We start from the raw sequence: 23,552 nt of genomic DNA on the forward strand, positions 1-23,552 counted from the left end.
TCATTTTTTGCTTGGGCGAGGGAACAAAGTCTGGATTCGCGAAACAGGTGTCGCTCTCATGTGCGTGGGGATCACCGCGAGACAATCTCGATGAAGTTGCTGCGCCTGCTGCCGCTGGGCGTCCTGGCCGTGCTGAGCGCGCAGCCTGTCGCGGCCTATGGGCCTGCTGCGGTGCCGGGGCAGGCTGAGCGTGCGCAGGAGCGCGTTCGCCTCTGCATGGGCGCGATCGAGGCCGGCAGCGCCGAGCGGCGCGCCGCCTGCGACGAGGCCCTGAACAGTGAGCTCAACCGTGCCGTCCGCGCCGACCTCCTCGCCAGCCGCGGCTGGTCGTCCGAAGCCGGGAACGCCCTCAACGAGGCGCTGCGCGATTTCGACGCCGCGCTGAAGGCGGTACCGAATCACCTCGCTGCCCTGCGTGGCCGGGCACACACTCTGTCCGAACTCGGCCGACACACGGAGGCCGCGGCGCTGATCGAGCGGGCAATGGTCATCGGTGGGCGCGCGACGCTGCTGGCCGACCGGGCCTTGCTGCGCGAGCGCGCCGGCAATATCCCCGGGGCGCGGGCCGATCTCGATGGCGCCATCGCGCTCGATCCGTCCAACAGTTGGGCGCGTGGGACGCGGGGGCGGTTCCTGCAGGACGAGGGCAAGCACCAAGCGGCCCTGGCCGATTTCGATGCTGCGCTGGCGCTCGAACCGGAGGTCACTTCCTACCACTATCGCCGCGGCCTCTCGCTCGCTGCGCTGGCACGGTCGCGCGAGGCGATTGCCGCCTTCGACGGCGCCTTGCGGCTGGAGCCTACGGTCGTGCAGGTCTGGCTCGAGCGCGGACGGGCCTTCGAGGCGCTCGGCCATGACGGTCCGGCGCTCGCCAGTTACGAGCGGGCGCTTCGCCTCGACGCACGCCACGAGGCCTCGCTGTCGCGTCGTGCTTTCCTTCTGCAGCGCACAGGCCGGGCCGAGGAGGCGATAGCCGCCTACGATCGGCTGCTCGCGGTCCAGCCGCGCGCCGCCTTCGGCTTGAACAACCGTGCCGGCCTGCTCGCGGGACTCGGCCGGCGCGAGGAGGCGCTACGCGATCTCGACCTCGCCATCACGCTCGTCCCCGGCGACGGCAATGCGCTGCGCAACCGTGCGCAGCTCCTGCTGCAGCTCGGCCGCAACGACCGGGCGCTCCGCGATCTAGACCGGGCCGGACCCGGTCATGACGCCGGAGCCTGGCATGGCATGCGTGGAGACGCGCTGCTCGCGCTCGGCCGGTCGGTTCCGGCGCTGGAGGCCTACCGCGCCGCGCTCGCGCTAAAGCCGCAGGACCCTGCCACGCTGTTCGGCTTCGGGCTGGCGCAGGAAGTCCGCGGCGACCGGAGTGCGGCCGCCGCCGCCTACGGCGCGCTGCTCGCGGTCTATCCGGAGCATGAAGGCGCGCTCGAACGCCGCGAGGAGTTGCTGCCGGCGCTCGGCCGCTCGATCGAAATCTGGCCGTCACGCTTCGCCGGCTTGCTGCGGACCGCGCGGGACATCTACGCGCAGGAACGCGATGGGCTGCGCGACACCTATAGCGCATTGCGGCCGCAACCGGCCGTGGTCGCGCTCGCTCCACCGAACCCGCTCGCGACGCTGGATGCGGCGCTCGCTCTCGACGTCTTCGACGTGCCGCGCCTGATCCGCCGGGCCCAGTTCAGCATCGGCCAGCCGCAGCGCGAGGCGCAGGCGCGGGCTGATCTTGCGACTGCGCTGATGCTGGAGCCGGAGAATCCGGCGGCATTGGTGCAGCGCGCGCGGCTGAACTTTCGCGATGGTGCCTATGCCGCGGCCCAGGCTGATGCCGAAGCGGCGCTGCGCAGCGAGCCGCGCTCCGTCGAGGCGCTGTTCCAGCGGGCGAGGGCGCTGACAGTGCGCGGCCAGCTGAGCGCTGCGCTGAAGGCCTATGATGATGTCGTTGCAGTCGCGCCTGCCAATGCCGCGGCCCTGCTCAATCGGGCGCTGCTCTTGCAGCATGCCCGCGAATATGAGCGGGCACTGGCCGATCTTGATGCCGCCGTCGCTGCGAACCGGGCCGATCCCGATGGCTGGGTGGCGCGGGCGGCGTTGCGGACCGCACTCGGGCAAACCGAAGCGGCGATCGCCGATTTCGACCGAGCGCTGTCACTCGACGCCCGTCTCGGCCAGGCCTGGTATGGCCGTGCCCTCGCGCATCAGCGCCGCGGCGACGCGGCCGAAGCGGCGGCCGACTTCGCCAAGGCAAAGGCGCTCGATGCGCGGGCGGAGGAGCGCTACCGGGTCTTGGGCGTGGCGCCCTGACGGGCAGGTTTCTCCGCCGATAGCCTATTGGTCGCCGATCTGCGCGGTTGCGCGCTGTTTACGGTGGACGACGCACGCTGCTCGCTTGGCGCAAGCCCGATTCTTGCCACTATTCCGCTCTGGTGCGCACGCGCGCGGTGGCTGGGAGCGGGGACGATGGCTGGCTATTTTCCGAACTGGACGCTGAAGACCTCAGGCGAGGTCATGCCGGACGAGCGGCTGCCGACCGGGCAGACGATCATCGCCGGCCTGCAGCATGTCGTCGCCATGTTCGGCGCGACCGTGCTGGCGCCCATCCTGATGGGCTTTGACCCGAACGTCGCTATCCTCTTCTCCGGTATCGCGACGCTGCTGTTCTTCGTCATCACCGGCGGGCGGCTGCCGAGCTATCTCGGCTCCTCCTTCGCCTTCATCGGCGTCGTCATCGCCGCGACCGGCTATGCCGGTACCGGCCCCAACGCCAACCTGCCGGTCGCGCTCGGCGGCATCATCGCCTGCGGCGCGGTCTATGCCGTGATCGGCCTGATCGTTCAGGGCGTCGGTACGCGCTGGATCGAGACGTTGCTGCCGCCGGTGGTGACCGGCGCCGTCGTCGCCGCGATCGGCCTCAACCTGACCGCGGTCGCGATGAACATGATCTCGGCCAGCCCCTACACCAAGTGGATCGCGCTGTTCACGGTCGTGGCGGTGGCGCTGATCGCGGTCTATGGCCGCGGCCTCGTACAGCGCCTGCCGGTGCTGATCGGCGGGCTTGCGGCCTATATCCTCTATGCCGCGACGGCAACGAGCTTCGGCGCCCCGCCGGTCGATTTCGGCAAGGTTGCGGCGGCTGCCTGGTTCGGTCTGCCGAACTTCGTCTCACCGGTGTTCGACCCCAGGGCGATGGCACTGATCGTGCCGGTCGCGATTATCCTGGTCGCGGAGAATCTCGGACACATCAAGGGCATCTCGGTGATGACCGGGCGCAATCTCGACGGGCTGATCGGGCGCGGCTTCTTCGCCGACGGCGTCGGCACGATGATCGCCGGCTCCGGTGGCGGCACCGGCGTCACCACCTATGCCGAGAACATGGGCGTGATGGCGGTGACGCGGGTCTATTCGACGCTGGTCTTCGTCGCCGCAGGCGTGATCGCCATCCTGCTCGGCTTCTCGCCGAAATTCGGTGCGGTGATCGGCACGATCCCGGTCGCGGTGCTGGGTGGCCTGGCCGTCGTCGTCTTCGGCCTGATCGCAGCGACCGCCGGCCGGATCTGGGTCGAGAACAAGGTCGACTTCGCCCAGCCGAAGAACCTGCTGACGGTGGCGACCGCGCTGATTCTCGGTGCCGGCGATCTCAAGCTGCCGATCTTCGGCTATGAGCTGGGCGGCATCGGCACGGCGACCTTCGCCGCAATCGCGCTCTATCATCTGCTCAACCGCCGCGCTGCGGTCTGAGGGCGGAAAAGGGCCTGCCGCACGCCTTGCGGCAGGTCTTTCCAAGGTCTTGCACACAGCCCGCCTGATGAGCCCGGAACCTGTTTGCATATTTCTGTCGCAAACAGGTGGACAGGGGCAGGGGCGGTTGCTATACGCCCGCCTGCCGACGCGCTCCGTCGCTTCGGCAACGTCTTCGTGGCGTATGGGTGATTAGCTCAGTTGGTAGAGCAGCTGACTCTTAATCAGCGGGTCGTAGGTTCGAGCCCTACATCACCCACCACGGAACCTCTTGAAATTGTTGGATGCCTGGACCTGAGTGCTTGATTGCGCTCGGGGCGGCTTTCGCTCTTCGCCTTGGCACGGTGCCGAGCTCGGGGACGGGCTCCTGTTCGGCGCACGCGGCCGCTTTCACCTAGAGCCGGATGATTTCAGATGGAATCGCAAGGCGCTTCCATCTGAAATCTGAATCCGTCTCTCATCAAAGAGTTAGAGCAGGATTCTTGCGAAAAACCGGTTCCCACTTTTTCGTATCCTGCTCTAGTACACGACGGTGGCGACGATGGTGTCGGTGTAGAGGCCGGGAGACGGCGTCGTCTGCGACGGGACGCGGCCGTGGATGGTGACGGCCTGAGCCAGGCCCGTGCCCGTCCCGGCCAGCGTGTCGACCCCCGCTGTGCTGCCAAAGGGCAGCGTTCGGCTGCCATCGCGGTAGAGGCCGTAGGTGACGAACTCCGCCCCCTTTGCCATCCGCCTCTGCGCCGGGTTCGTTGCGCCGGTAAGGCCGCCGTCCAGCCCGACCTGATAGGCCGTTCCGTTGGTGCAGGTCGGCGTCAGGTTGCTCGCGACATCGCGAGCGCTGCCGAGAATGCCGGCCGAACCGAAGTCGAGCAGGTTCGTCGTCACCCGGCAGGTCGGGGGGACGTTGGCGGTTACGGTGAACGTCGTGGTCTGCGAGCTGGTCAGGAGATTGCAGCCGAGCAGGAATGACAAAAGCCCGTAACGGATGCGGGCTTCGAGGCCGGTGAAGGTGCTCGCATAGGCCAGCGGGGCCACGGTCGGCTGGCCGCCATAGACGCGACCGGTGATGATTTCTGCACGGCTGCCGGTTCCCCCGAGCGAAAGCGTTATGTTGAAGCCCACCGGGTTGGCCGCGCCGCCAGCCCAGGTGCTCGAGCCCCACGGCACCATGCCGGTAGAGTAAAGGCCATAACGCAGCTGCTGGGCGCCATTGACCATGAAGCGGCTCGTCGCATCGGTCGCACCACCAGAGCCCGGGCCGAGGTCGATGCAGACCCCGACGAGCTGCAGCGGCAGCCCGGAACAGTTGACGGTCGCCGTTGCCGTGGCATCGACCTGGGCATTGGCGGTGACGTCGATCGGGTTGAAGATCATCGGTGTGACGCTGAGCGTGCAGGACTGGGCCGCGACATGCCCGGCTGTGGTGAACATGCCGGCCAGGATGAGCGCGGCGCAGGCCATCATGCGACAGAGCAGGGACCTTATCGACATGGGATCGGCCCGATCGTGATCTGAGCTCCCTCCTGGGGTGCGAAGGGGAAACGCGCGCTGCATTCGCCATCGGCGAGGCGGAGGCGGATCTCGTTGTCGGCGCCGAGATGCTCGACGAACGCGCGGCCGTCATATCCCACGATGAAATCGGGGGCCGGGCTGGTGACGCCACGCAGGCCCGGCTGGAGCGCGCCGGGCACGCCAGCCGGCAACGGCCTGCCGTCGCGCCCGTGGAGAATGACGATCGCGGCGGTGACCGCCGAGCGGACTGCGAAATCGACGACGACACCAGCCCGGTCAGGCGGCGCTGCGACCTCCTGGGTCGTCTCCGCCAGCGCGGTGACCGGCAGTCCGCGCGGATCGATCGAGATGCGATTGGACTGGTAGGAGCGCAGATTGGGGATCAGCGCCGTTCCGTTGGCGCCTGTGCGCGCCACGACACGATTCTCATGGAGAACATCGACATCGGTGGCGCCGACCCTGGCGATAGCGAAGGCATCGTCGATGCGGTTGGCGAGGAAGAGGCCGCCACCGGCCGCGACCAGTGCGCCGTCGAGCTGTGCCGTCCCGGAGATGCGCCCCGCGCCCTGCTCGACGCCGCCCTCGACCTGACCGTAATTGCCGCGATAGGCGACGGATGCCGAACGGCGGCGCTGGTAGCTGGCGCCTTCGACGTCGCGCAGGCGCCAACCGATGCTGCCCGGTTCCTGGCCGATCGGCTTGGCGACGTCGGCGGCGAGTGCCCAGGCGCCGCCCGACCGGGTGAAACCGGTTGAGGCGGTGATGTTGCCGCCGAACGGGAAGGACAGGCCGGCGAAGACGCCCGCCGAACCGCGCGTCGCCAGGTCCGCGAAGACCGTGGCGTAGAATGAACCACCTTGGGGTAGGGGGCGCGAATAGCTGGCATTGACGATGCGGCTCGAGCGGCCGCTGGCCTCCTTGAGATGGGCGAAGCCGAGATTGAGTCCGCCGCCGAGCCACGGCGCGGGCAGGCCGATGGAGATGCGCTCGACCGCACGCGGCGGAAGCTGCAGCCAGGACCAGGCGTGCGGATCGGTGGCGGTACGGCTCGGCAGGTCGAAGGCGAGCGTGCCGAGCGCCGTCGGCGAAGCGGTGGCCGAGGCGAGATCGTGATAGCTGCCGAAGCTGCGCTGACTCGAAGCGAAGACGGAGACGTCGCCGAGGCGGGTCTCGAAGGCGAGGTAGGCAAGGCCGCCAGTCGCGCCGCTGCGCCAACTGCCGGCACCTGCGGCGCTGACGATGCCGAGTGATCCGAGCCCGACCACGGCGCCGGCCCCGGCATTGCCGAAGCTGCGCGCGCCTTCGCCATGGGCCATCAGCGTGACGCGGTCGCTCAACCCGTAGCGTACGCTGCCCGAGCCTGCGGGCTGCTCGGCATAGAGGCTCGAACGAAGCCCGTATTGCAGGCGCGGCATGCCGATCTCAGCGGAAAAATCGCTCAGGCCCGGCCGCAACAGCTTGCTCGATACCGCGAAAGGCAGGGTCGTCTCGGTCTGCTGGCCGGCCGCATCACGCACGACGATGCTGGCATTGCCGTTGCCGGAAAGGATCGGAACGTTGTTGATCCGGAACGGCCCGGAGCCGACATCCTGCGAAACGGTGCGGATGCCGTTGACGAAGACATCCACCGTGGAGGGCACGGCGGCGCTGCCGTCGATGCTCGGCAGAGGTAGGGTGACGAGATCGGGCCGCAGCCCGAAATTGCGCTGGATCTGCAGGCCGCCGAGACGGATCGGCCGCGTCCAGGGCAGCCCGCCGGAGATGGTGTCGCCGGCCCGGTAGCTCAGCATTGTGGCCGGGTCGGAATAACTCCAACTGGTGTCGAGCCGCAGGATGTCGGCCTTGTCCGTGGCGAGCGAGCGGTTGGCGACGATCCCGGTCTGCGAGAACACGCCGAAGGGGCTGAAGACACGCCCGTCCAGATTGGCCGAGAGGCTGGGATAGCGCCAGAAATCATAAAATCGCGCCCCGCTCGAACTGCCGAGAAGGGTGTAGTTGAGCACCGCGCCGGTTGCCGCCCGGCCTGCGCCGGGCGCTGCGTCCGGTTGCGGCGTGGCATCGTAGATCTTCGCCATCCGGAGCCCCACGGGCGCCTGCAAATCGATCCGCTGTGCGGCTTCGTCGTAGCGATGGCTCAGGCCGGGGATGGCTGAGAGCGGCACGTCGTCATCGGACCGGAAATGCTGCGGAACCTTGATGCCGAGCTCCTCGAGCTCCTTGCGGCGCGCCGACAGGGCGCCCGTCTCACTCTGACGGAACGCGCCGATGAGGCCGACGGAGTAGCCACCGAGAGAGACGTCGAGCTGAAGCTCCCGTGCACGGCCTTCGGCCGCCGCATTGCCGCGAAACGCCAGAAGCAAGCCGGCATTGATGAGCACGACAACCAGCCAGCAGCTAAGGCGCCGTTTGAACGAGCGCGGTCGCATTGAACGGACCGATTTCGCTGGAGCCGCTGATCGAGACCTTGCTGCCCGGGCGCGGCAAGGCCCCTGAGGCCGGCAGTGGCCAGCTCATCGTGCCCTGTCCGAGCGAATAGCCGACTAGGCCCTTGTTGGCACCGAGGAGGTTACCTGACGCATCGCGGATGCTGACGGCAGAGAGCCGCAAATGGATGTCGCCACGGTTCCTGGCGCTGAGCACGAGGCGCGGGCCTTGTTTGCTGATGCCAAAGGTTACGTCGGGCGGCGAGGTGCCGCGGCTTGCGAAGAAGACCGGGACGACGTGGCGCAGCACAAGTGAGACCGTGCCGGTGCGTTGCTGCGGCTTCGGTAGTTCGTCGATGACGAGGCGATAGGCTTCCTCGCCGGCCACGGCCTGCTTCGCGGTCCGAACCACACGGACCGTGTAGTCCTGGCGCGCGCGCAGATCGACGATCGGTGGGCTGGCGACGATGTCATTGGTCGGTTCGAGCCGCTCCTCGCCGCCGGCCTGAACCCAGCGATACACCCGGATCTGCGCCGTAATGGGCTGAGTGTCCGTATTGCGCAGCGTGATCGTCGTGGCGGCGCCCGGAGCGGGCACGGTCAGCAGGACCGGGGCGACCTGCAGGGAGGCGGCTGACACCATCGTTGCTGCCAGGCAGCAGGCGATGGCCAAGGCGAAGCCATATCTCATCGCGTCCTCCTTCGTTGGCGACGGGCGCAGTTCGCCATTGGCCACGGCGTCGTGGCCTGCCCGAGTTGAATGCTTGAAGAGTTCCTGTCGCCGGCGATGCCGGCAGGGGTCAGTAGGTGACGGTTACGGTGATCGTATCGGTATAGAGAGCCGGGCTCGGTGTCGCTTGTGCCGGCACCCTGCCATAGACCGTATAAGCTTGCGTCGAGCCGGATCCGGTTCCGACCGAGGTATCGGTGCCGATCGTTTCGCCCCAGTTCAGCGTCCGGGCGGGGTCGCGCGACAGGGAGTAGTTGACCGTGCCACCGGCACCGCTCATCTGTCGCGTCGTCACGGCGCCGCCATGGAGGCCGGCATTGAGGCCGATATTATAGGGCGTCGTCGCCGTGCACTGCACGGTTATCGTGCTGGTGCTATCGACGTTTGCGGAGAGGACGCCGACGTTTCCGAAGTTCATGTCGGTGGCGCTGGCGATCGTGCAGGCGGCCTGGATGTTGATCTGAACCTGGAAGGTGCCCGTCGCGGTTGCGGCATTCGCGTCGCCCGCCAGCATGCCGATGAACAGCAAGATCCACGTCGAGCGCATGCTTCCCTCCATTTTCGTCAGCGGCGGTCAGTCGTGGCCGTCTCTCTCATTGCGCGTGATTGAGGTCAGAGAATGGGCAAATGTGGTTAACGAAATGTTACCGGTAGCCAATACGTTTTCCAAGAACCTACGCATACAGTCCATGCTTTTGTTTTGACTGCAATTTGAGCTTTTTGAATGCTTATTCTTGAATTGAATTCGCCTTCATGACGTTAGGTAATATGCGAGCGCGCCGCGAACGCGCGCGAGCCGGCGGTGCGCGCCAGCTCGGTGGTTATGTCGATTTTCAGGAAGCTGATCGCGCCCCGACTGCCTCAGGCGGCGAGGCCGCCCTGTGATCCCTTGTCGCCGCGCAGCATGTTGCGCAGCTGGTAGGCCAGGGCCACCGGCGCCGGGAAGCGCTTGCGGCAGAAGGCGATCTTGCGGACGTAAGAATCGATTCGCCAGGTCGCCCAGGTCTTTCCGGCGAAATAGGCGATGTCGCCCTTGCGCAAGGTCCGCTGCGAGCCATCCTGCGCGGTGACGTGGACCTCGCCTTCCAGGATGATGACGGTCTCGTCCCAGTCGAAGAACCAGCGGAATTCGCCGGCGGTGCAGTCCCAGAGAGCGGTCGAGGCCGCCTCGTCCTTGCTGCGTGAATGCAGGGCAACGCGCGCAACCGGATCTCCGGCGATAATCCAGGATGGCTCGATCGGGGCGGGCGTCATCGGCAATTCGTCCGGCGCGCCCGACACGAGCGGCGCCTGCTCGACCGGTGCGACCAGCGGAAGCTGCCGCAGCATCATCGCGGCGGCGCCGGCGAGCATCATCTTCAAGGCCATCGATCCCTCCCTGATATCGCGCGGATCATAGGGGAGGAGGGGTAAAGCCGGCCCTTCGGAAATCCCTCACATTTGTCGGCATCTGGAAACGGCTCGGGTAACCATCCCGAGCCGGTGTCCACGAACGCTGCTCTCAGGCGCGGTCGACCGCGATGATGGCATCCGCGAAGGCGGCCGGAGCCTCCTGCGGCAGGTTATGGCCGATGCCGCCATCGATCGTCCGGTGCCGGTACCAGCCGGAGAATTTTTTGGCATAGGCGGCAGGATCAGGGTGCGGCGCGCCATTGGCATCGCCCTCGAGGGTGATCGTCGGCACGGTGATGACCGGGAACGCCGCGAGCCTAGTCTCCAGCGCGTCGAATTGCGGCTCGCCCTGCGCCAGGCCGAGGCGCCAGCGGTAATTGTGGATCGAGATCGCGACATGGTCGGGATTGTCGAAGGAAGCTGCCGAGCGCGCGAAGACTGCGTCGTCGAACCTCCACTTCGGCGAGGCAGTCTCCCAGATCAGGCGGGCGAAATCGCGAGTGTTCCTGGCGTAGCCGGCCGCGCCGCGCTCGGTGGCGAAATAGTACTGGTACCACCATTGCTGTTCGGCCTTGGGCGGCAACGGGGCCTCGTTCAGCTTCTGGCTGCCGATCAGGTAGCCGCTGACCGAGACCAGGCCTTTGACACGCTCGGGCCAGAGCGCCGCGACGATGCAGGCCGTGCGCGCCCCCCAGTCACAGCCGCCGAGCAGCACCTTGTCGAGCTTGAGCGCATCCATCAGCGCGATCACGTCGACGGCGAGCGCGCCCTGCTGGCCGTTGCGCGACGTCTGCTGCGAGAGGAAGCGGGTTTCGCCATAGCCGCGCAGGGACGGCACGATCACCCGATAGCCCTTGGCCGCCAGCAGTGGGGCGACATCGACATAGGTGTGGATGTCATAGGGCCAGCCATGCAGCAGAATGACGACCGGGCCGTCGGCGGGACCCTGTTCGGCATAACTGACGCTGAGCACGCCGGCATCGACCTGCTTGAGCGCGCCGAAGGACGACAGCGCCGCCGGCGCCGCCAGAGCTGGCCGATTCAAGCCGAGCCCGGCTGCGGCGATTGCCGTTGTCATGGCGCCGACGAAGAGGCGGCGGCTGGGATCGATGGTTTCAGGGGCCTTGGTCATGGTGGGATGCCTTCTGCGCGGGGCGATGACTGGAGAGGGAAGGCGCCGGCGGAGATCTCCACACGGCGCCATCCGGTGCGGCTCAGACGAGGTTGATCTCGACCTCGATGTTGCCGCGGGTCGCCTTCGAGTAGGGGCAGGTCTGGTGCGCGGCATCGACCAGGGCCCGGGCGGTCTCGCGATCCAGTCCCGGCAGGGCGACATTCAGGCGCGCCTGCAGGAAATAGCCGCGCTCGCCATGGCGCAGGTCGACTTCGGCGTCGACGGCGGTCTCGGCGGGCACCGCGACCTTGCGCTCGCGCGCTGCCAGCCCGATCGCGCCGATGAAGCAGGCTGACCAGCCGGCGGCGAAGAGCTGCTCGGGATTGGTGCCGGCGCCGGGCGCGCCGGGCGAGGTCAGGTTGACCTCGAGACGGCCGTCCGAGCTGCGGGCAGAGCCGTCACGGCCGCCGGTGGTGTGGGTGCGGCCGGTGTAGAGAACCTTGTCGGTGGAGGACATGTCGAGCTTCCTTCTGTTTTTAGATCGGACGCGATCTAATCGGATGCGGTCTTATATGTGAAGCTCGGAAGCGATGTCAACACTTCCGATTTAATCGGATGCGATATATATGGTGACGACGATGACGCGCTCACGACGAGGCCCAGCCATGTCTGCTCTGACCCCGAACGATCCGAATGTGCCTAAGCTGGCGGATTTTCTTTGCTTTGCGATCTATTCGGCCAACCTGGCCTATGGCCGCGCCTACAAGCCGATCCTCGACGAACTCGGGCTGACCTACACCCAGTACATCGCGATCATCGCGCTGTCGGAGGAGGACAATCAGAGCGTCGGCGGCCTCGGCGAGAAGCTGTTCCTGGAATCGAACACGCTGACGCCGATCCTGAAGAAGCTCGAATCGCTCGGCTATATCCGCCGGCAGCGCGACCCGGCCGACGAGCGCCAGGTGCGGGTCAGCCTGACGCCAGCGGGCCGCAAGCTGCGGGAGAAGGCGCTGCCGATGAATCTGGTGGCCGCTGCCGGCCTCGGCGAGGATTTTCCGGTGATGCAGAAGGCGGTGGTCAGGCTGCGCAGCAATCTGCTCAAAGCGGCGCGGGGCCAGCCGGCACTGCCGGCTGGCGCATCTGTTTCGAAGTAAGGTCTGTCTCAGTCTTCAGGCGACGGCCGCGACCTTCGCCTGGTTGCCTGGCTCGCGCCCTTCGAGATCGGCCATGGCTGCTGCGACGCCGCCGCTGCGATGGGGCACGCCCGCTGCGGCAAGGCCCATCTCGACGCCGGAGAGGGCTCCGAGCAGGGCAAGCTCATTGCATTCGCCGAGATGGCCGATGCGGAAGACCTTGCCGGCGACCTTGCCAAGGCCGGAGCCGAGCGAGATGTTGAACTTCTCCAGCGCGATCTTCCGGAAGCGATCGGCGTCATGGCTCGGCGGCATCAGCACGCCGGTCAGGACCGGCGACTGCTCAGCCGGGTTCTCGCAGAGCACCTCCAGCCCCCAGGCCTTGACGGCGGCGCGGCAGGCGCTCCCGAGGCGCTGGTGGCGGGAAAAGACCTGGTCAAGCCCTTCCTCCTGCAGCATGGCGAGCGCCTCCTTTAGTCCGTAGAGGAGGTTGGTCGCCGGCGTATAGGGGAAGAAGCCGCCGGCATTGATCCTGATCATCTCCTCCCAGTCCCAAAAGGAGCGCGGCAGGGTGTTGGTCCTGGACGCTGCGATCGCCTTCTCCGAGACGGCGTTGAAGCCGAGGCCGGGCGGCAGCATCAGCCCCTTCTGCGAGCCCGAGACAGTGACGTCGACCTGCCATTCGTCGTGGCGGTAGTCGACCGAGGCGAGCGAGGAGATGGTGTCGACCATGAACAGGGCCGGGTGGCCGGCGGCATCGATCGCTTTGCGGATCTCGGCGATGCGGCTGGTCGCGCCGGTCGAGGTCTCGTTGTGGACGACCATCACCGCCTTGATCTTGCGGGCCTTGTCCTCCGCGAGCCGGGCCTCGATCGCGGCCGGATCGGCGCCGCGGCGCCAGTCGCCCGGGATGAACTCGACCTCGATGCCGAAGCGCGTCGCGATATTCTTCCACAATGTCGCGAAATGCCCGGTCTCGGCCATCAGCACGGTGTCGCCGGGCGAGAGCGTGTTGACGATCGCCGCCTCCCAGGCGCCGGTGCCGGAGGAGGGGTAGATCACCACCGGCTGCCTGGTCTTGAAGACGGCCTTGCTGCCCTCCAGCACCGTCTTGCCGAGCGCAGCGAACTCGGCGCTGCGATGGTCGATGATCGGCATCGCGATGGCGCGCAGGATCCGATCCGGAATCGGGCTCGGGCCGGGAATGTGCAGGAAGTGACGCCCTTGCATGATGTTCTTTTCCTCCCAGGGGGCCGGGCGCTACTGCGCCGCTGGTTGACATTTTGCATTCATTTTTTGAAAGATCAATCACCTTCTGGTATACTGATTACGTGCAATCGGGCTCGACAGCGGGCTCGAGCCGACTTAGCGATGATGCATGAACGAGCCATTTCTCGATACCATTGATGAGCAGGGCCCGGTGCCAGCCGAGGCTGCGAAGCCGGTTGCGTCCCTGCATGAAGGGCTGCTCGTCGCGCTGCGCGACTTCATCGTCGAGGGCAATCTTGCCGATGGCGCACGCGTCCCGGAGCGGGCGCTGTGCGAGCGTTTCAACATCTCGCGCACGCCATTGCGTGAAGCGCTCAAGGTACTGGCGGCGGAAGGGCTGATCGAGCTCCTACCCAACCGCGGGGCACGGGTGCGCCAGCTCAGCCCCGAGGATATCCGCGAGCTCTTCGATGTGATGGGCGGGCTCGAGGCGTTGGCCGGGCGGCTGGCCTGCGAGCGGATTTCGGAGGCTGAATTCACCGAAATCGAGCAGGTTCACCACGAAATGTACCGTTTTTACCTGCGCCGTGACATGCATGGCTACTTCCATTGCAACCAGGCGATCCACCAGTTGATCGTTGCCGCTGCGGGCAATGCGACGTTGGCTGCGACCTATGCCGGCCTGGCCGGGCGGATCCGGCGGGTGCGCTATTCTGCCAATCTCGCCAAGGATCGCGACCGCTGGGGCGAGGCCATGCGCGAGCATGAGGCGATCCTCGATGCGCTGCGCCGGCGCGCCGGCTCGGAATTGTCTGACATTCTATTCGTGCATCTGCGCAACAAGCAGAAGGCGGCGCAGGCTTCAGCTTGATTGCTACCGGGCCCGCGTTGCCGGCAGTGGATGACGAGGCAGCCCAGTTCTCGCCGACGACCGCACTGCAAAAATCGTGGTCATTTTTTTATTTCTGAAATTTTGGATTGAATGCAAAATTTTTTGATCTAAGGTTCCTCCACGGCGCCGCCAGAGCGCAATCATCGGGAGGAGCGATCATGAAGCAGCACTGGTTGGCCGCGACCGCAATTATGGCTGCCGGCATCGGACCCGCAGCCGCCTGGGAGCCGAACAAGCCGATCGAGATCGTGGTGCCGTTCTCGGCAGGCGGGGCGTCCGACCAGATGGCGCGGACGATCCAGGGCATCATCCAGAAGCAGCAGTTCACCAAGCAGCCGATCATCGTCGTCAACAAGCCGGCCGCCGGCGGTGCCGAGGGCATGCTCGACATCCAGAAATCGGCCGGCGACGCGCACAAGCTGATCACCACCTCGAGCGGCATCTTCATGACGCCGATGGCGACCAAGCTGGCGCTGAACTGGACCGATTACACTCCGGTCGCGATGCTGGCGCAGGATTCCTTCCTGCTCTGGGTCAACGCCAAGGCGCCCTACAAGAACGCCGGCGACCTGATGACGGCGGCCAAGAGCGCCAATCCGGCGATGAAGATCGGCGGCACCTCGTCCAAGCGCGAGGACAACCTGCTCGTCTTCGCCATGGAGAAGCAGAGTGGCACCAAGTTCGCCTATATCCCCTACACCTCCGGCGGCCAGGCCTCGACGCAGTTGTCGGGCGGGCATGTCGAAGCCACCACCAACAACCCGGCCGAGGATCTCGCCAACTGGCGTGGCGGCGCCACGCGCCCGCTTTGCGTCTTCGCCGAGCAGAAGATGGCCTACACCGAGAAGGTCGCGGACGGGCAGTCTTGGGCCGATATCCCGACCTGCGCCTCGCAGGGGCTGAATGTCAGCTACCAGATGCTGCGCGGCATGTTCATGCCCGGCAAGGTCAGCAAGGAGCAGCAGGCCTTCTATGTCGACCTGTTCAAGAAGGTCTCCGAGACGCCGGAATGGAAGGAATACCTCGCCCGCAATGCGCTGGCGGCGGATTATCGCGACGGCGAAGCCTTCGTCTCCTTCCTGAAGGCGGACGAGGCGAAGCACGAGAAGCTGATGACCGAAGCCGGCTTCATGGCGAAGTGAGCCTCTCGACGTGACGTAAGCCTTTGCCGCCTCCAGTCCGGGTCATCCCGGGCGTAGCGAAGCGAAGACCCGGGATCCATGCCGGAACGGTTCAGGCATGGATCCCGGATCGACGCCGCTGACGCGGCTTGTCCGGGATGACATGGGAGGGGACGGATAATGTCGAGCCCTAGCGAAACCGAAACACCCGAACCCGGCATCTCGCGCCGGCCCGTCGAAATCGCCACGGCGCTGCTGCTGATCGGCCTCGCCGGCATCGTCCTCTACGACTCGCATGGCCGCGGCGCCGGCTGGGATGGCGGCCCGCAGAACGGCTTCTTCCCGGCCCGCGTCGGCTGGATCTTCCTCGCCGCCTCGCTCTTCATCCTCTGGCAGTCCTTCCGCCGGCCGGACGGGGTCTTCGTCACCTATGAGCAATTGCGCCAGGTCGTCAGGGTGCTGGGGCCGCTCGTCCTGTTCGTGGCGCTGATCCAGCCGCTCGGGATCTATGTCGCCTCGGCGGTCTTCATTATCGCCTTCATGGCGGTGGTCGGCACTTCGCGCTGGTGGTCGATCGGGCTGACGGCGCTGCTCGTGCCGGTCGTGTGCTTCTGGGTCTTCGAATTGCAGTTCCGCGTGCCCCTGCCGAAGGGTCCGCTGGAAGCCATGCTAGGCTATTGAGGGGTAACCGATGGACGATCTCTCCTCGCTCATCGCCGGCTTCCAGGTCGCGCTCTCCTGGCACAATATCGGCTTCATGGCGGTCGGCGTCATCCTCGGCATCATCGTCGGGGTGCTGCCAGGCCTTGGCGGGCCCAATGGCGTCGCGATTCTCTTGCCGCTGACCTTCGGCATGGATCCGACCTCGGCGATCATCCTCCTGTCGTCGATCTACTGGGGCGCGCTGTTCGGCGGCGCGATCACCTCGATCCTGTTCAACATCCCCGGCGAGGCCTGGTCGGTCGCGACGACCTTCGACGGCTATCCGATGGCGGTGCAGGGTAAGGCGGCGGAGGCGCTGACGGCCGCCTTCACCGCCTCCTTCATCGGAGCGCTCTCCGGCGTGGTGCTGATCACTTTCGTCGCGCCGCTGGTCGCGCAGTTCGCGCTCAAATTCGGCCCGGCCGAGTTCTTCGCAGTCTTCCTCCTGACCTTCTGCTCATTCATCGGCATGGGCCGGGAGAACCGCGCCAAGATCATCGCCTCGCTCTGCATCGGCTTCCTGCTCGCGGCGGTGGGCCTCGATTCGATCTCGGGCGATCTGCGCATGACCTTCGGCTCGACCGAGCTGATGCGAGGCTTCGACTTCCTGATCGTGGTGATCGGCCTGTTCGGCGTGAGCGAGATCCTGCTGACGGTCGAAGAAGGGCTGGTGTTCAAGGGCAAGCAGGCCAAGATCGACTTGAAGGTCGTCCTGCGGACCTGGGCCGGCCTGCCGCGCTACTGGGCGACACTGCTGCGCTCCGCGGTCGTCGGCATGTGGATGGGCGTGACGCCCGGCGGCGCCATCGCCGCATCCTTCATGGGCTATGGCCTCGCCAAGCGCTTCTCGAAGCATGGCAAGAACTTCGGCAAGGGCGAGATCGAAGGCGTTCTGGCGCCTGAGACGGCGGCGCATGCGGCCGGCACCAGCGCGCTCCTGCCGATGCTGGCGCTCGGCATTCCAGGTTCCGCGACGGCGGCGGTGCTGCTCGGCGGCCTGCTGGTGTGGGGGCTGCAGCCTGGGCCGATGCTCTTCGTCGAGCAGAAGGATTTCGTCTGGGGGCTGATCGCCTCGATGTATCTCGGCAATCTCGCCGGCCTGATCATCGTGCTGGCGACGGTGCCGCTCTTCGCCGCGATCATGCGGATCCCGTTCTCCTTCGTCGCGCCGGTGATCCTGATCGTCTGCGCGATCGGCGCCTACACGATCTCGAACTCGGTCTTCGACATCTGGCTGATGCTGATCTTCGGCATCGTCGGCTATGTCTTCAAGAAGCTCGACTACCCGCTCGCCCCGATGATCCTGGCGCTGGTGCTGGGCGACAGGGCCGAGGATGCCTTCCGCCAGGCACTGCTCGGCTCGGGCGGCTCGCTCGGCGTCTTCTGGGCCAATGGGTTGGTGGCGACGCTGGTTGTCCTCGCTTTGCTGCTGCTATGCTGGGGGCCGGCCAGCGATGCGATTGCCGCACTGCGCGGGCGCGAGCGTATGGCGGCGCGGGCCGCAGAACAATGATGGCGGCTTGCCGCCCACACCGTCATTCCGGACAAGCCGCAAAGCGGCGCAGCTCCGGAATCCATCGTAGGGCGATGCGCTCTAGGATGGATTCCGGCGCTCCGCTTCGCTGCGGCCGGAATGACGGCGCGTGTTGGGACTGTCTCGTGAACCCATGAATCAGATGACACTCACCAAGCCCGGCTCCCGCAATCTCGGCTTCGAACGCAAGCTGTCGCAGGCGCTGGAAGGGGAGGTGTGCTTCGATGCCTTCACCCGCGGGCGCTACGCCACCGACGCCTCGATCTATCAGATCGTGCCACAAGGAGTCGCCTTCCCGAAGAGCGAGGCCGACCTCGCCGCGGCGCTGACGATCGCCGCCGAGCATGGCGTGCCGGTGATCGCCCGCGGCGGCGGGACCTCGCAGAACGGCCAGCCGATCGGCGATGCGCTGATCCTCGACATGAGCCGGCATTTCAACGCGATCCGTGACTACGATCCGGCCGCGCGCACCGTCTCGGTCGCGCCCGGCATCGTGCTGGAAGCGCTCAACACGCATGTGAAGGAGGACGGGCTGTTCTTCCCGGTCGAGCCCTCGACGGCGAGCCGCTGCACTATCGGTGGGATGGTCGGCAACAACTCGTCGGGCGCGCGCTCGCTGCGCTACGGCAAGATGGTCGACAATGTCGTCGCCCTGAAAGCGTTGTTCCATGACGGCGAGCCCTTTGCGCTCGGTGAGGGGCCGGTCGGCGACAATGCTTCGCCGCGGGCGCGGGCGCTGATGGAGACGATGCTGGCGCTGGCCGACCGGCATCGCGACGAGATCGAGGCGATCTTCCCGAAGGTGCAGCGTCGCGTCGGCGGCTACAATCTCGACGAACTGATCGTGCCGCGGCCGAATCTGTCGCATCTCCTGGTCGGCTCGGAGGGCACGCTCGCCCTGACCACCCAGGCGACGCTCAAGCTCTCGCCCCTGCCGCAGCACCGCGTCATGGGCGTCTGCCACTTCCCGAATTTCCGCGCCGCGATGGAGACGACGCAGCACCTCGTCGCGCTCGGACCGGCTGCCGTCGAGCTCGTCGACAACAATGTGCTGGTGCTGGGCGCCGACATCCCGCTCTTCGTGCGCACGCTCGCCGACATCACCAAGGGCAAGCCGAACTGCCTGCTGCTGGTCGAGTTCGCCGGCGACGACCTTGCCGCGCTGAAGGGCGACCTCAGGCGGCTCGACCAGTGCATGGCCGATCACGGCTTCCCGGATGCGGTGGTCGAGGTCATCGAGCCGGCCCGGCAGAAGCCGGTCTGGGACGTCCGCGAAGCCTGCCTCAACATCATGATGTCGATGAAGGGCGACGGGAAACCGGTCTCCTTCATCGAGGACTGCGCCGTCCCGCTCGAGCATCTCGCCGATTACACCGACGCGGTCACCGCCCTGTTCGAGCGGCATGGCACGCGCGGCACCTGGTATGCGCATGCCTCGGTCGGCTGTCTGCATGTCCGCCCGATCCTCAACATGAAGACGGAAGCCGGGGTGAAGGCGATGCGCGGCATCGCCGAGGAGGCCTGCGAGCTGGTGCGGCGCTTCAAGGGCTCGTTCTCGGGCGAGCATGGCGACGGCATCTCGCGCTCGGACTTCGTCGAGCCGATGTTCGGGGGGCCGCTGACCCGCGCCTTCGAGGCGGTCAAGGACGGCTTCGATCCGGGCAATCATCTCAACCCAGGCAAGATCGTCCGCGCCTATCATATGGACGACCGCAGCCTGATGCGCTTTTCGCCCGGCTACGCCACGCCGGTTCCGATGGAGACCGCGCTCGACTGGTCCGACTGGGGCGGCCTCGGCGGCGCGGTCGAGATGTGCAACAACAACGGCACCTGCCGGAAGATGGCGGGCGGCACGATGTGCCCGTCATATCGGGCCACACGGAACGAGCAGCACCTCACCCGCGGGCGGGCCAATACGCTGCGGCTCGCCATCTCCGGCCAGCTCGGCGAGGGCGCCTTCACCTCACCGGAGATGAAGGAGACGCTCGACCTCTGCGTCTCCTGCAAGGGCTGCAAGCGCGACTGCCCGACTGGCGTCGACATGGCCCGGATGAAGGTCGAGTTCCTGCATCACTACCATGGCAAGCACGGCCTACCGCTGAAGGAGCGCTTGATCGCCTTCCTGCCGCGCTATGCGCCGATCGCCGCCAAGCTCGCGCCGCTGATGAACCTGCGCGATCGCATTCCGCTCTTGGCCAAGCTCAGCGAACGCTGGCTTGGCTTCTCGGCACGGCGCTCGCTGCCGGTCTGGCGGAAGCCCTGGCGCGAGACGGCTGGCCGGTCGGACCCATCGGCCGTGCAAGGCGACAACCGGGATATCGTGCTCTTCGGCGACACCTTCAACCGCTATTTCGAACGCGAGAATCTGGAGGCGGCCGAGCGCGTGCTGCTGGCCGGCGGCTATCGCTTGCATCGTGTTGCGGCTGCGGGGGGAGGCCGGCCGCTTTGCTGCGGGCGCACCTTCCTCTCGGCTGGATTGGTGGACGAGGCCCGCGCCGAGGCGCGCCGCACGCTCGATGCACTCGCGCCTTTCGTCGCCAGGGGAGCGCGCGTCGTCGGGCTCGAACCCTCCTGCCTGATGAGCTTCCGCGACGAGTTCGCCGCGCTGCTGCCAAAGGCCGAAGTCGAGCCGCTGGCCAAGGTGGCGCTGCTGATCGAGGAATTGCTGGCTGGCGACATGGCCGCGGGCCGGACCAGCCTGCCGCTGCGCGACCAAGGTGGGCGCGTCGCGCATCTACACGGGCACTGCCACCAGAAGGCCTTCGACGCGATGGGGGCGGTCGAAAAGACGCTGCGGGCGGTGCCGGGGCTTGAGGTCAGGCCGATCGAATCGAGCTGTTGCGGCATGTCCGGCGCCTTCGGCTATGGCGCGGCGACGATCGACGTCTCGCTGGCGATGGGCGAGCTCTCGCTGTTGCCGGCGGTGCGCAAGGCTGCGGCGAACGACCTCGTCGTCGCCGACGGCACGAGCTGCCGCCATCAGATCCATGACGGCGCCGGCCGCGAAGCCGTGCACGTCGTCAGGGTGCTGGACGAGGCGCTGAAGGAGATGGGCACACCGACATAGCGAATGACGAACCCGGAGAACGGGACAACCGAGGGAGGACGATCATGCTACGGACGACGCTTCTCGGGACTACGCTGGCGCTCTGCGCAATCGGAGGCGCACAACAAGTCATGGCGAAAGACTATTTCCTCGCGAGCGGGCGCTGGGACAATGTCGTCCTGGTCATCGACCTCGAAAAGGCGATCGACCCGGCCAATGACGGGACGGCGAAGGCGGTGGTCAGCCGTCTGCGGGTGACCCCGGATATCCAGGTCGATGGCAAGACCGTGGTGTCGAGCGGCCAGCCGATCTCGATCGCGATCGCGCCGGACTATCGCCGCGCCTATGTCGTCAATCATTCCGGCCGCACGGCGCCGGAAGCCGCTGCCGCCTTCCAGCATGGCCATGCCGGCACGGTGACGGTGGTCGATCTCAAGAAGGCGCTTGACCCCGCCAGCAACGGCACGCTTGCGGCAGTCGAGGGCTACATCGAAACCGGCGGCTTTGGCCCAACCGGTTTCGCCATCGCGGCCGACGGCAAGCATGCCGTCCTCGCCCATGCCGAGCAGGAGGGCGACGAGGATGGCGGGCGCCATCTCAGCATCGTCGACCTTGCGACCAACAAGGTCATTCGCAAGGTCGAGCAGGCCTTCGGCAAGCCCGGCTTTCCCTGTCCGCCCAATCCGGTGCCGCATCGCGCGCCCGATCCGAAATTCGGCTGCTTTCCTGATACCAACGGCGTCACCATCAGCCCGCTCGGCGGCGGCACGATCTTCGGTGCCAATGGCGGCACCGACGACATCACGGTGATGAGCCTCGCCAAGGCGATCGCCGGCGAGAGCGGCGCGGAGGTCGCGCGCATCCCGGTCCAGGCCGGCGGCTTCGGCATCTCGACCAGTCCCGACGGCAAGCTCGTCGCCCATGCCTCGCGCGAGAACGCCCAGACCGACACGCCCGGCAATACCGTCAGCATCGTCGATGTCGAAAAGGCACTCAGCGATCCCGGCAAGGCGGAGGTGGCGCGGGTCCTGGTCGGCACCGACGACAAGGCGACGCCGACGCGGCCGTTCGTCGCCGCCTTCCTGCCGGACGGCAAGCGCATCCTCTCGACGCAGTTCCGCTCGAACAACATCGACATCATCGATATCGCCAAGGCGCTCGCCGGGCAGCCAGCGACCATCAAGCGCGTCGAATTGAAGACGCCCGGCGGCGAACCGTCGCGGCCGCGTGGCATCGCGATCACGCCGGACGGAAAATATGCGGCGATCACCGGCGCGCCCAAGGGCAAACCCAACTCCAGCGTCGTCTGGATCGTCGATCTGGCGAGCTATGAGGTGAAGGGGCGCGTCACCGAAATCGGCAATGAGAGCTATATGATCGGCGCCTTCCAGGCCGATTGAGAGCGCAGGGCGCAGGCCACGATCCACAGCTATCTCTGGCGCGAGTTCAGGGGCTGTTAACCCTGCGCCGGTACCTCTCGATGCTCAGTCGAGTGAGTGTCGGGCCAGCGTTGATCCATGCGTCGAATCCATCGCAATCTCCAGACGAACAGCGCTTCTCCCGTCGCTCGTATCTCGGATCAACTCGCTGATTTCGCTGATATTCCGGAGCCGGCTCCGGTCGACCGCCACGCGTCCCTAGCACCGGCAGCGCCCGGGCTCGTGCGCTTCGGGCGCACGCCCGACAAGGTCCGCCGGCAGGAGGTCGAGCGCGCCGCCACGCAGACGGTGACCCCACTGCCCGAGCCCGCGCCGGAAGCGCCCGTCGATCCCGGCAGCGTCCGCTATTGGCGCACTCCGCGGCACATGCTGCGGCAGGTCTGGGGAGGCGGGTCGTCCGAGCTTGTGCCGCAGGTCGAGGCCGAGATGGCTGGGGAGGGCGACGATGCCCTGACCGCTTCGGTCGTCGATTCACCGCTGCCGGACGAGCCGATCGAGGCGGTCACGACCCCGTTCGCTTTCCTCTCCGATGCCGCCTTCTGGGAGTTCATCCCCGATGCAGAGCAGGAGGATGAGGTAGGGTTCGAGAACGCGCCGCCGGTCCCCGCAGCGAGGGCGCCGCTGGAGACGGCTCAGCCGAGCCCGCCGGCGGCAGTGGCCGAGCCGGTGCGCTCGGCGCCTGCTCCGGTTCCCGCAGCCGCATCGGCGACGATGTCCTTCGGCTGGACGCAGCCTTATCGCTTCGAGTTGAACCTGACGCCGCCTGCTCTGCAGGTCGTCGCGCCGCCTCCCGTGGCGGCCGCACCGGCTCCCACGCCGAAGGTTCCGGCTCCGCGCCGCCGGATCATGGGACAGCTTGCTCCGGCTGCGGCTCCGGTCGCCGCGCCCATGCCGAAGGTGGTCGAAGCGGAGGCTGTGCCCGCGGCGGTACAGCCGAAGGTCTCGGTCGTGCCTCCGGCCCTGAGGCCGCGCGCGGCTGCCCCGCAGCCCAGGCGGGTCGCGGCGCAGGGTTTCGAGCTGCCGCCGATCGAGTTCCTGGCCGAGCCGCCGCAGATCGCGGCAACGATCCCGATCGAGCTCATCCAGCAGAATTCCGGCCTGCTCGAGGGGATTCTGGAGGACTTCAACGTTCGTGGCGAGGTGGTGCAGGCCTGCCCCGGCCCGGTTGTGACGTTGTACGAGCTTGAGCCTGCGCCTGGGACCAAGAGCTCGCGCGTGATTTCGTTGGCCGACGACATTGCGCGCTCGATGAGCGCGATCTCGGCGCGTGTCGCCGTGATCCCCGGCAAGAACGCGATCGGCATCGAACTGCCCAACGCCAAGCGCGAGACCGTCTTCCTGCGCGAGCTTCTGGCCAGCCAGGATTTCGAGGGCACCAAGCACAAGCTGGCGCTCTGCCTCGGCAAGACCATCGGCGGCGAGCCGGTGATCGCCGATCTCGCCCGCATGCCGCATCTGCTCGTCGCCGGCACCACCGGCTCGGGCAAGTCGGTCGCGATCAACACCATGATCCTGTCGATCCTCTACCGGCTGAAGCCGGAGGAGTGCCGGCTGATCATGGTCGACCCCA

General features: G+C 66.8%; 18 protein-coding genes and 1 tRNA gene. 11 read left to right on the plus strand and 8 right to left on the minus strand.

The window, feature by feature from the left end; translation table 11 throughout:
- Window positions 1–90: 90 nt before the first annotated feature.
- The 3 genes from B6S44_RS12230 (at window position 91) to B6S44_RS12240 (ending at window position 3,997) form a co-directional block, all read left to right on the plus strand.
- Complete coding sequence (locus B6S44_RS12230) at window positions 91–2,301, plus strand: tetratricopeptide repeat protein (protein ID WP_164985804.1); 2,211 nt, start codon at window positions 91–93, stop codon at window positions 2,299–2,301.
- A 156-nt stretch (window positions 2,302–2,457) separates the two neighbouring features.
- The gene (locus tag B6S44_RS12235; protein ID WP_129157172.1) at window positions 2,458–3,735 is read left to right on the plus strand and encodes a solute carrier family 23 protein; all 1,278 of its coding nucleotides are present in this window, start codon (window positions 2,458–2,460) and stop codon (window positions 3,733–3,735) included.
- 186 nt (window positions 3,736–3,921) lie between these two features.
- Window positions 3,922–3,997: transfer RNA gene (locus B6S44_RS12240), tRNA-Lys, on the plus strand.
- Between the two features lie 257 nt (window positions 3,998–4,254).
- Here the strand turns inward: B6S44_RS12240 and B6S44_RS12245 are convergent.
- The 7 genes from B6S44_RS12245 to B6S44_RS12275 all read right to left on the minus strand — a co-directional run bounded on the left by B6S44_RS12245 (window position 4,255) and on the right by B6S44_RS12275 (window position 11,423).
- A complete protein-coding gene (locus B6S44_RS12245; RefSeq protein WP_164985805.1) occupies window positions 4,255–5,226 on the minus strand; it encodes a Csu type fimbrial protein in 972 nt (323 codons plus the stop codon).
- The gene (locus B6S44_RS12250; RefSeq protein WP_164985806.1) at window positions 5,217–7,625 is read right to left on the minus strand and encodes a fimbria/pilus outer membrane usher protein; all 2,409 of its coding nucleotides are present in this window, start codon (window positions 7,623–7,625) and stop codon (window positions 5,217–5,219) included. The genes B6S44_RS12245 and B6S44_RS12250 overlap by 10 nt, the downstream gene beginning before the upstream one ends.
- Window positions 7,626–7,641: 16 nt before the next feature.
- Window positions 7,642–8,406, minus strand: a complete 765-nt coding sequence (locus tag B6S44_RS12255) for a fimbrial biogenesis chaperone (RefSeq protein ID WP_206735140.1) — start codon at window positions 8,404–8,406, stop codon at window positions 7,642–7,644.
- A 64-nt stretch (window positions 8,407–8,470) separates the two neighbouring features.
- Window positions 8,471–8,947, minus strand: a complete 477-nt coding sequence (locus tag B6S44_RS12260) for a Csu type fimbrial protein (protein ID WP_248309568.1) — start codon at window positions 8,945–8,947, stop codon at window positions 8,471–8,473.
- 314 nt (window positions 8,948–9,261) lie between these two features.
- Complete coding sequence (locus tag B6S44_RS12265) at window positions 9,262–9,768, minus strand: cupin domain-containing protein (RefSeq protein ID WP_129157177.1); 507 nt, start codon at window positions 9,766–9,768, stop codon at window positions 9,262–9,264.
- Window positions 9,769–9,901: 133 nt separating this feature from the next.
- Window positions 9,902–10,924: an alpha/beta fold hydrolase gene (locus tag B6S44_RS12270; RefSeq protein ID WP_129157178.1), complete on the minus strand. Its 1,023-nt coding sequence runs from the start codon at window positions 10,922–10,924 to the stop codon at window positions 9,902–9,904.
- Between the two features lie 82 nt (window positions 10,925–11,006).
- Window positions 11,007–11,423: an organic hydroperoxide resistance protein gene (locus B6S44_RS12275; RefSeq protein ID WP_129157179.1), complete on the minus strand. Its 417-nt coding sequence runs from the start codon at window positions 11,421–11,423 to the stop codon at window positions 11,007–11,009.
- A gap of 148 nt (window positions 11,424–11,571) precedes the next feature.
- On the opposite strand from B6S44_RS12275, the gene B6S44_RS12280 reads away from it, so the two are divergent.
- Window positions 11,572–12,060: a MarR family winged helix-turn-helix transcriptional regulator gene (locus B6S44_RS12280; RefSeq protein WP_129157180.1), complete on the plus strand. Its 489-nt coding sequence runs from the start codon at window positions 11,572–11,574 to the stop codon at window positions 12,058–12,060.
- 15 nt (window positions 12,061–12,075) lie between these two features.
- On the opposite strand, the gene B6S44_RS12285 is transcribed toward B6S44_RS12280, so the two are convergent.
- Window positions 12,076–13,269, minus strand: a complete 1,194-nt coding sequence (locus tag B6S44_RS12285) for a pyridoxal-phosphate-dependent aminotransferase family protein (protein ID WP_129157181.1) — start codon at window positions 13,267–13,269, stop codon at window positions 12,076–12,078.
- Window positions 13,270–13,417: 148 nt separating this feature from the next.
- Here B6S44_RS12285 and B6S44_RS12290 point away from each other — a divergent pair, with 148 nt between their 5' ends.
- The 7 genes from B6S44_RS12290 to B6S44_RS12320 form a co-directional block, all read left to right on the plus strand.
- Entirely contained in the window at window positions 13,418–14,119 is a 702-nt protein-coding gene (locus tag B6S44_RS12290) for a GntR family transcriptional regulator (protein WP_126109900.1), read from the plus strand.
- 179 nt (window positions 14,120–14,298) lie between these two features.
- Window positions 14,299–15,282, plus strand: coding sequence for a Bug family tripartite tricarboxylate transporter substrate binding protein (locus B6S44_RS12295; RefSeq protein WP_129157182.1), 984 nt, complete (start codon window positions 14,299–14,301; stop codon window positions 15,280–15,282).
- A gap of 159 nt (window positions 15,283–15,441) precedes the next feature.
- Window positions 15,442–15,942, plus strand: a complete 501-nt coding sequence (locus B6S44_RS12300) for a tripartite tricarboxylate transporter TctB family protein (protein ID WP_129157183.1) — start codon at window positions 15,442–15,444, stop codon at window positions 15,940–15,942.
- 10 nt (window positions 15,943–15,952) lie between these two features.
- The gene (locus B6S44_RS12305) at window positions 15,953–17,476 is read left to right on the plus strand and encodes a tripartite tricarboxylate transporter permease (RefSeq protein ID WP_129157184.1); all 1,524 of its coding nucleotides are present in this window, start codon (window positions 15,953–15,955) and stop codon (window positions 17,474–17,476) included.
- Between the two features lie 163 nt (window positions 17,477–17,639).
- A complete protein-coding gene (locus B6S44_RS12310; protein WP_248309574.1) occupies window positions 17,640–20,564 on the plus strand; it encodes an FAD-binding and (Fe-S)-binding domain-containing protein in 2,925 nt (974 codons plus the stop codon).
- Between the two features lie 110 nt (window positions 20,565–20,674).
- Window positions 20,675–21,943, plus strand: coding sequence for a YncE family protein (locus tag B6S44_RS12315; RefSeq protein WP_129157186.1), 1,269 nt, complete (start codon window positions 20,675–20,677; stop codon window positions 21,941–21,943).
- 117 nt (window positions 21,944–22,060) lie between these two features.
- A partial coding sequence (locus B6S44_RS12320) for a DNA translocase FtsK (RefSeq protein ID WP_248309569.1) occupies window positions 22,061–23,552 on the plus strand: 1,492 nt, incomplete at its 3' end.

Origin of the sequence: Allobosea sp. Tri-44 (assembly GCF_004123845.1) — a bacterium.
Classification (GTDB): Bacteria; Pseudomonadota; Alphaproteobacteria; order Rhizobiales; family Beijerinckiaceae; genus Allobosea.

What these genes read in the sequence shown, in the direction of transcription:
- B6S44_RS12230 (WP_164985804.1), top strand. Translation starts at nt 91, where the DNA reads ATGAAGTTGCTGCGCCTGCTGCCGCTGGGCGTCCTGGCCGTGCTGAGC.
- B6S44_RS12235 (WP_129157172.1), top strand. Translation starts at nt 2,458, where the DNA reads ATGGCTGGCTATTTTCCGAACTGGACGCTGAAGACCTCAGGCGAGGTC.
- B6S44_RS12245 (WP_164985805.1), bottom strand. Translation starts at nt 5,226, where the DNA reads ATGTCGATAAGGTCCCTGCTCTGTCGCATGATGGCCTGCGCCGCGCTC.
- B6S44_RS12260 (WP_248309568.1), bottom strand. Translation starts at nt 8,947, where the DNA reads ATGCGCTCGACGTGGATCTTGCTGTTCATCGGCATGCTGGCGGGCGAC.
- B6S44_RS12265 (WP_129157177.1), bottom strand. Translation starts at nt 9,768, where the DNA reads ATGGCCTTGAAGATGATGCTCGCCGGCGCCGCCGCGATGATGCTGCGG.
- B6S44_RS12270 (WP_129157178.1), bottom strand. Translation starts at nt 10,924, where the DNA reads ATGACCAAGGCCCCTGAAACCATCGATCCCAGCCGCCGCCTCTTCGTC.
- B6S44_RS12275 (WP_129157179.1), bottom strand. Translation starts at nt 11,423, where the DNA reads ATGTCCTCCACCGACAAGGTTCTCTACACCGGCCGCACCCACACCACC.
- B6S44_RS12280 (WP_129157180.1), top strand. Translation starts at nt 11,572, where the DNA reads ATGTCTGCTCTGACCCCGAACGATCCGAATGTGCCTAAGCTGGCGGAT.
- B6S44_RS12285 (WP_129157181.1), bottom strand. Translation starts at nt 13,269, where the DNA reads ATGCAAGGGCGTCACTTCCTGCACATTCCCGGCCCGAGCCCGATTCCG.
- B6S44_RS12290 (WP_126109900.1), top strand. Translation starts at nt 13,418, where the DNA reads ATGAACGAGCCATTTCTCGATACCATTGATGAGCAGGGCCCGGTGCCA.
- B6S44_RS12295 (WP_129157182.1), top strand. Translation starts at nt 14,299, where the DNA reads ATGAAGCAGCACTGGTTGGCCGCGACCGCAATTATGGCTGCCGGCATC.
- B6S44_RS12300 (WP_129157183.1), top strand. Translation starts at nt 15,442, where the DNA reads ATGTCGAGCCCTAGCGAAACCGAAACACCCGAACCCGGCATCTCGCGC.
- B6S44_RS12305 (WP_129157184.1), top strand. Translation starts at nt 15,953, where the DNA reads ATGGACGATCTCTCCTCGCTCATCGCCGGCTTCCAGGTCGCGCTCTCC.
- B6S44_RS12310 (WP_248309574.1), top strand. Translation starts at nt 17,640, where the DNA reads ATGACACTCACCAAGCCCGGCTCCCGCAATCTCGGCTTCGAACGCAAG.
- B6S44_RS12315 (WP_129157186.1), top strand. Translation starts at nt 20,675, where the DNA reads ATGGCGAAAGACTATTTCCTCGCGAGCGGGCGCTGGGACAATGTCGTC.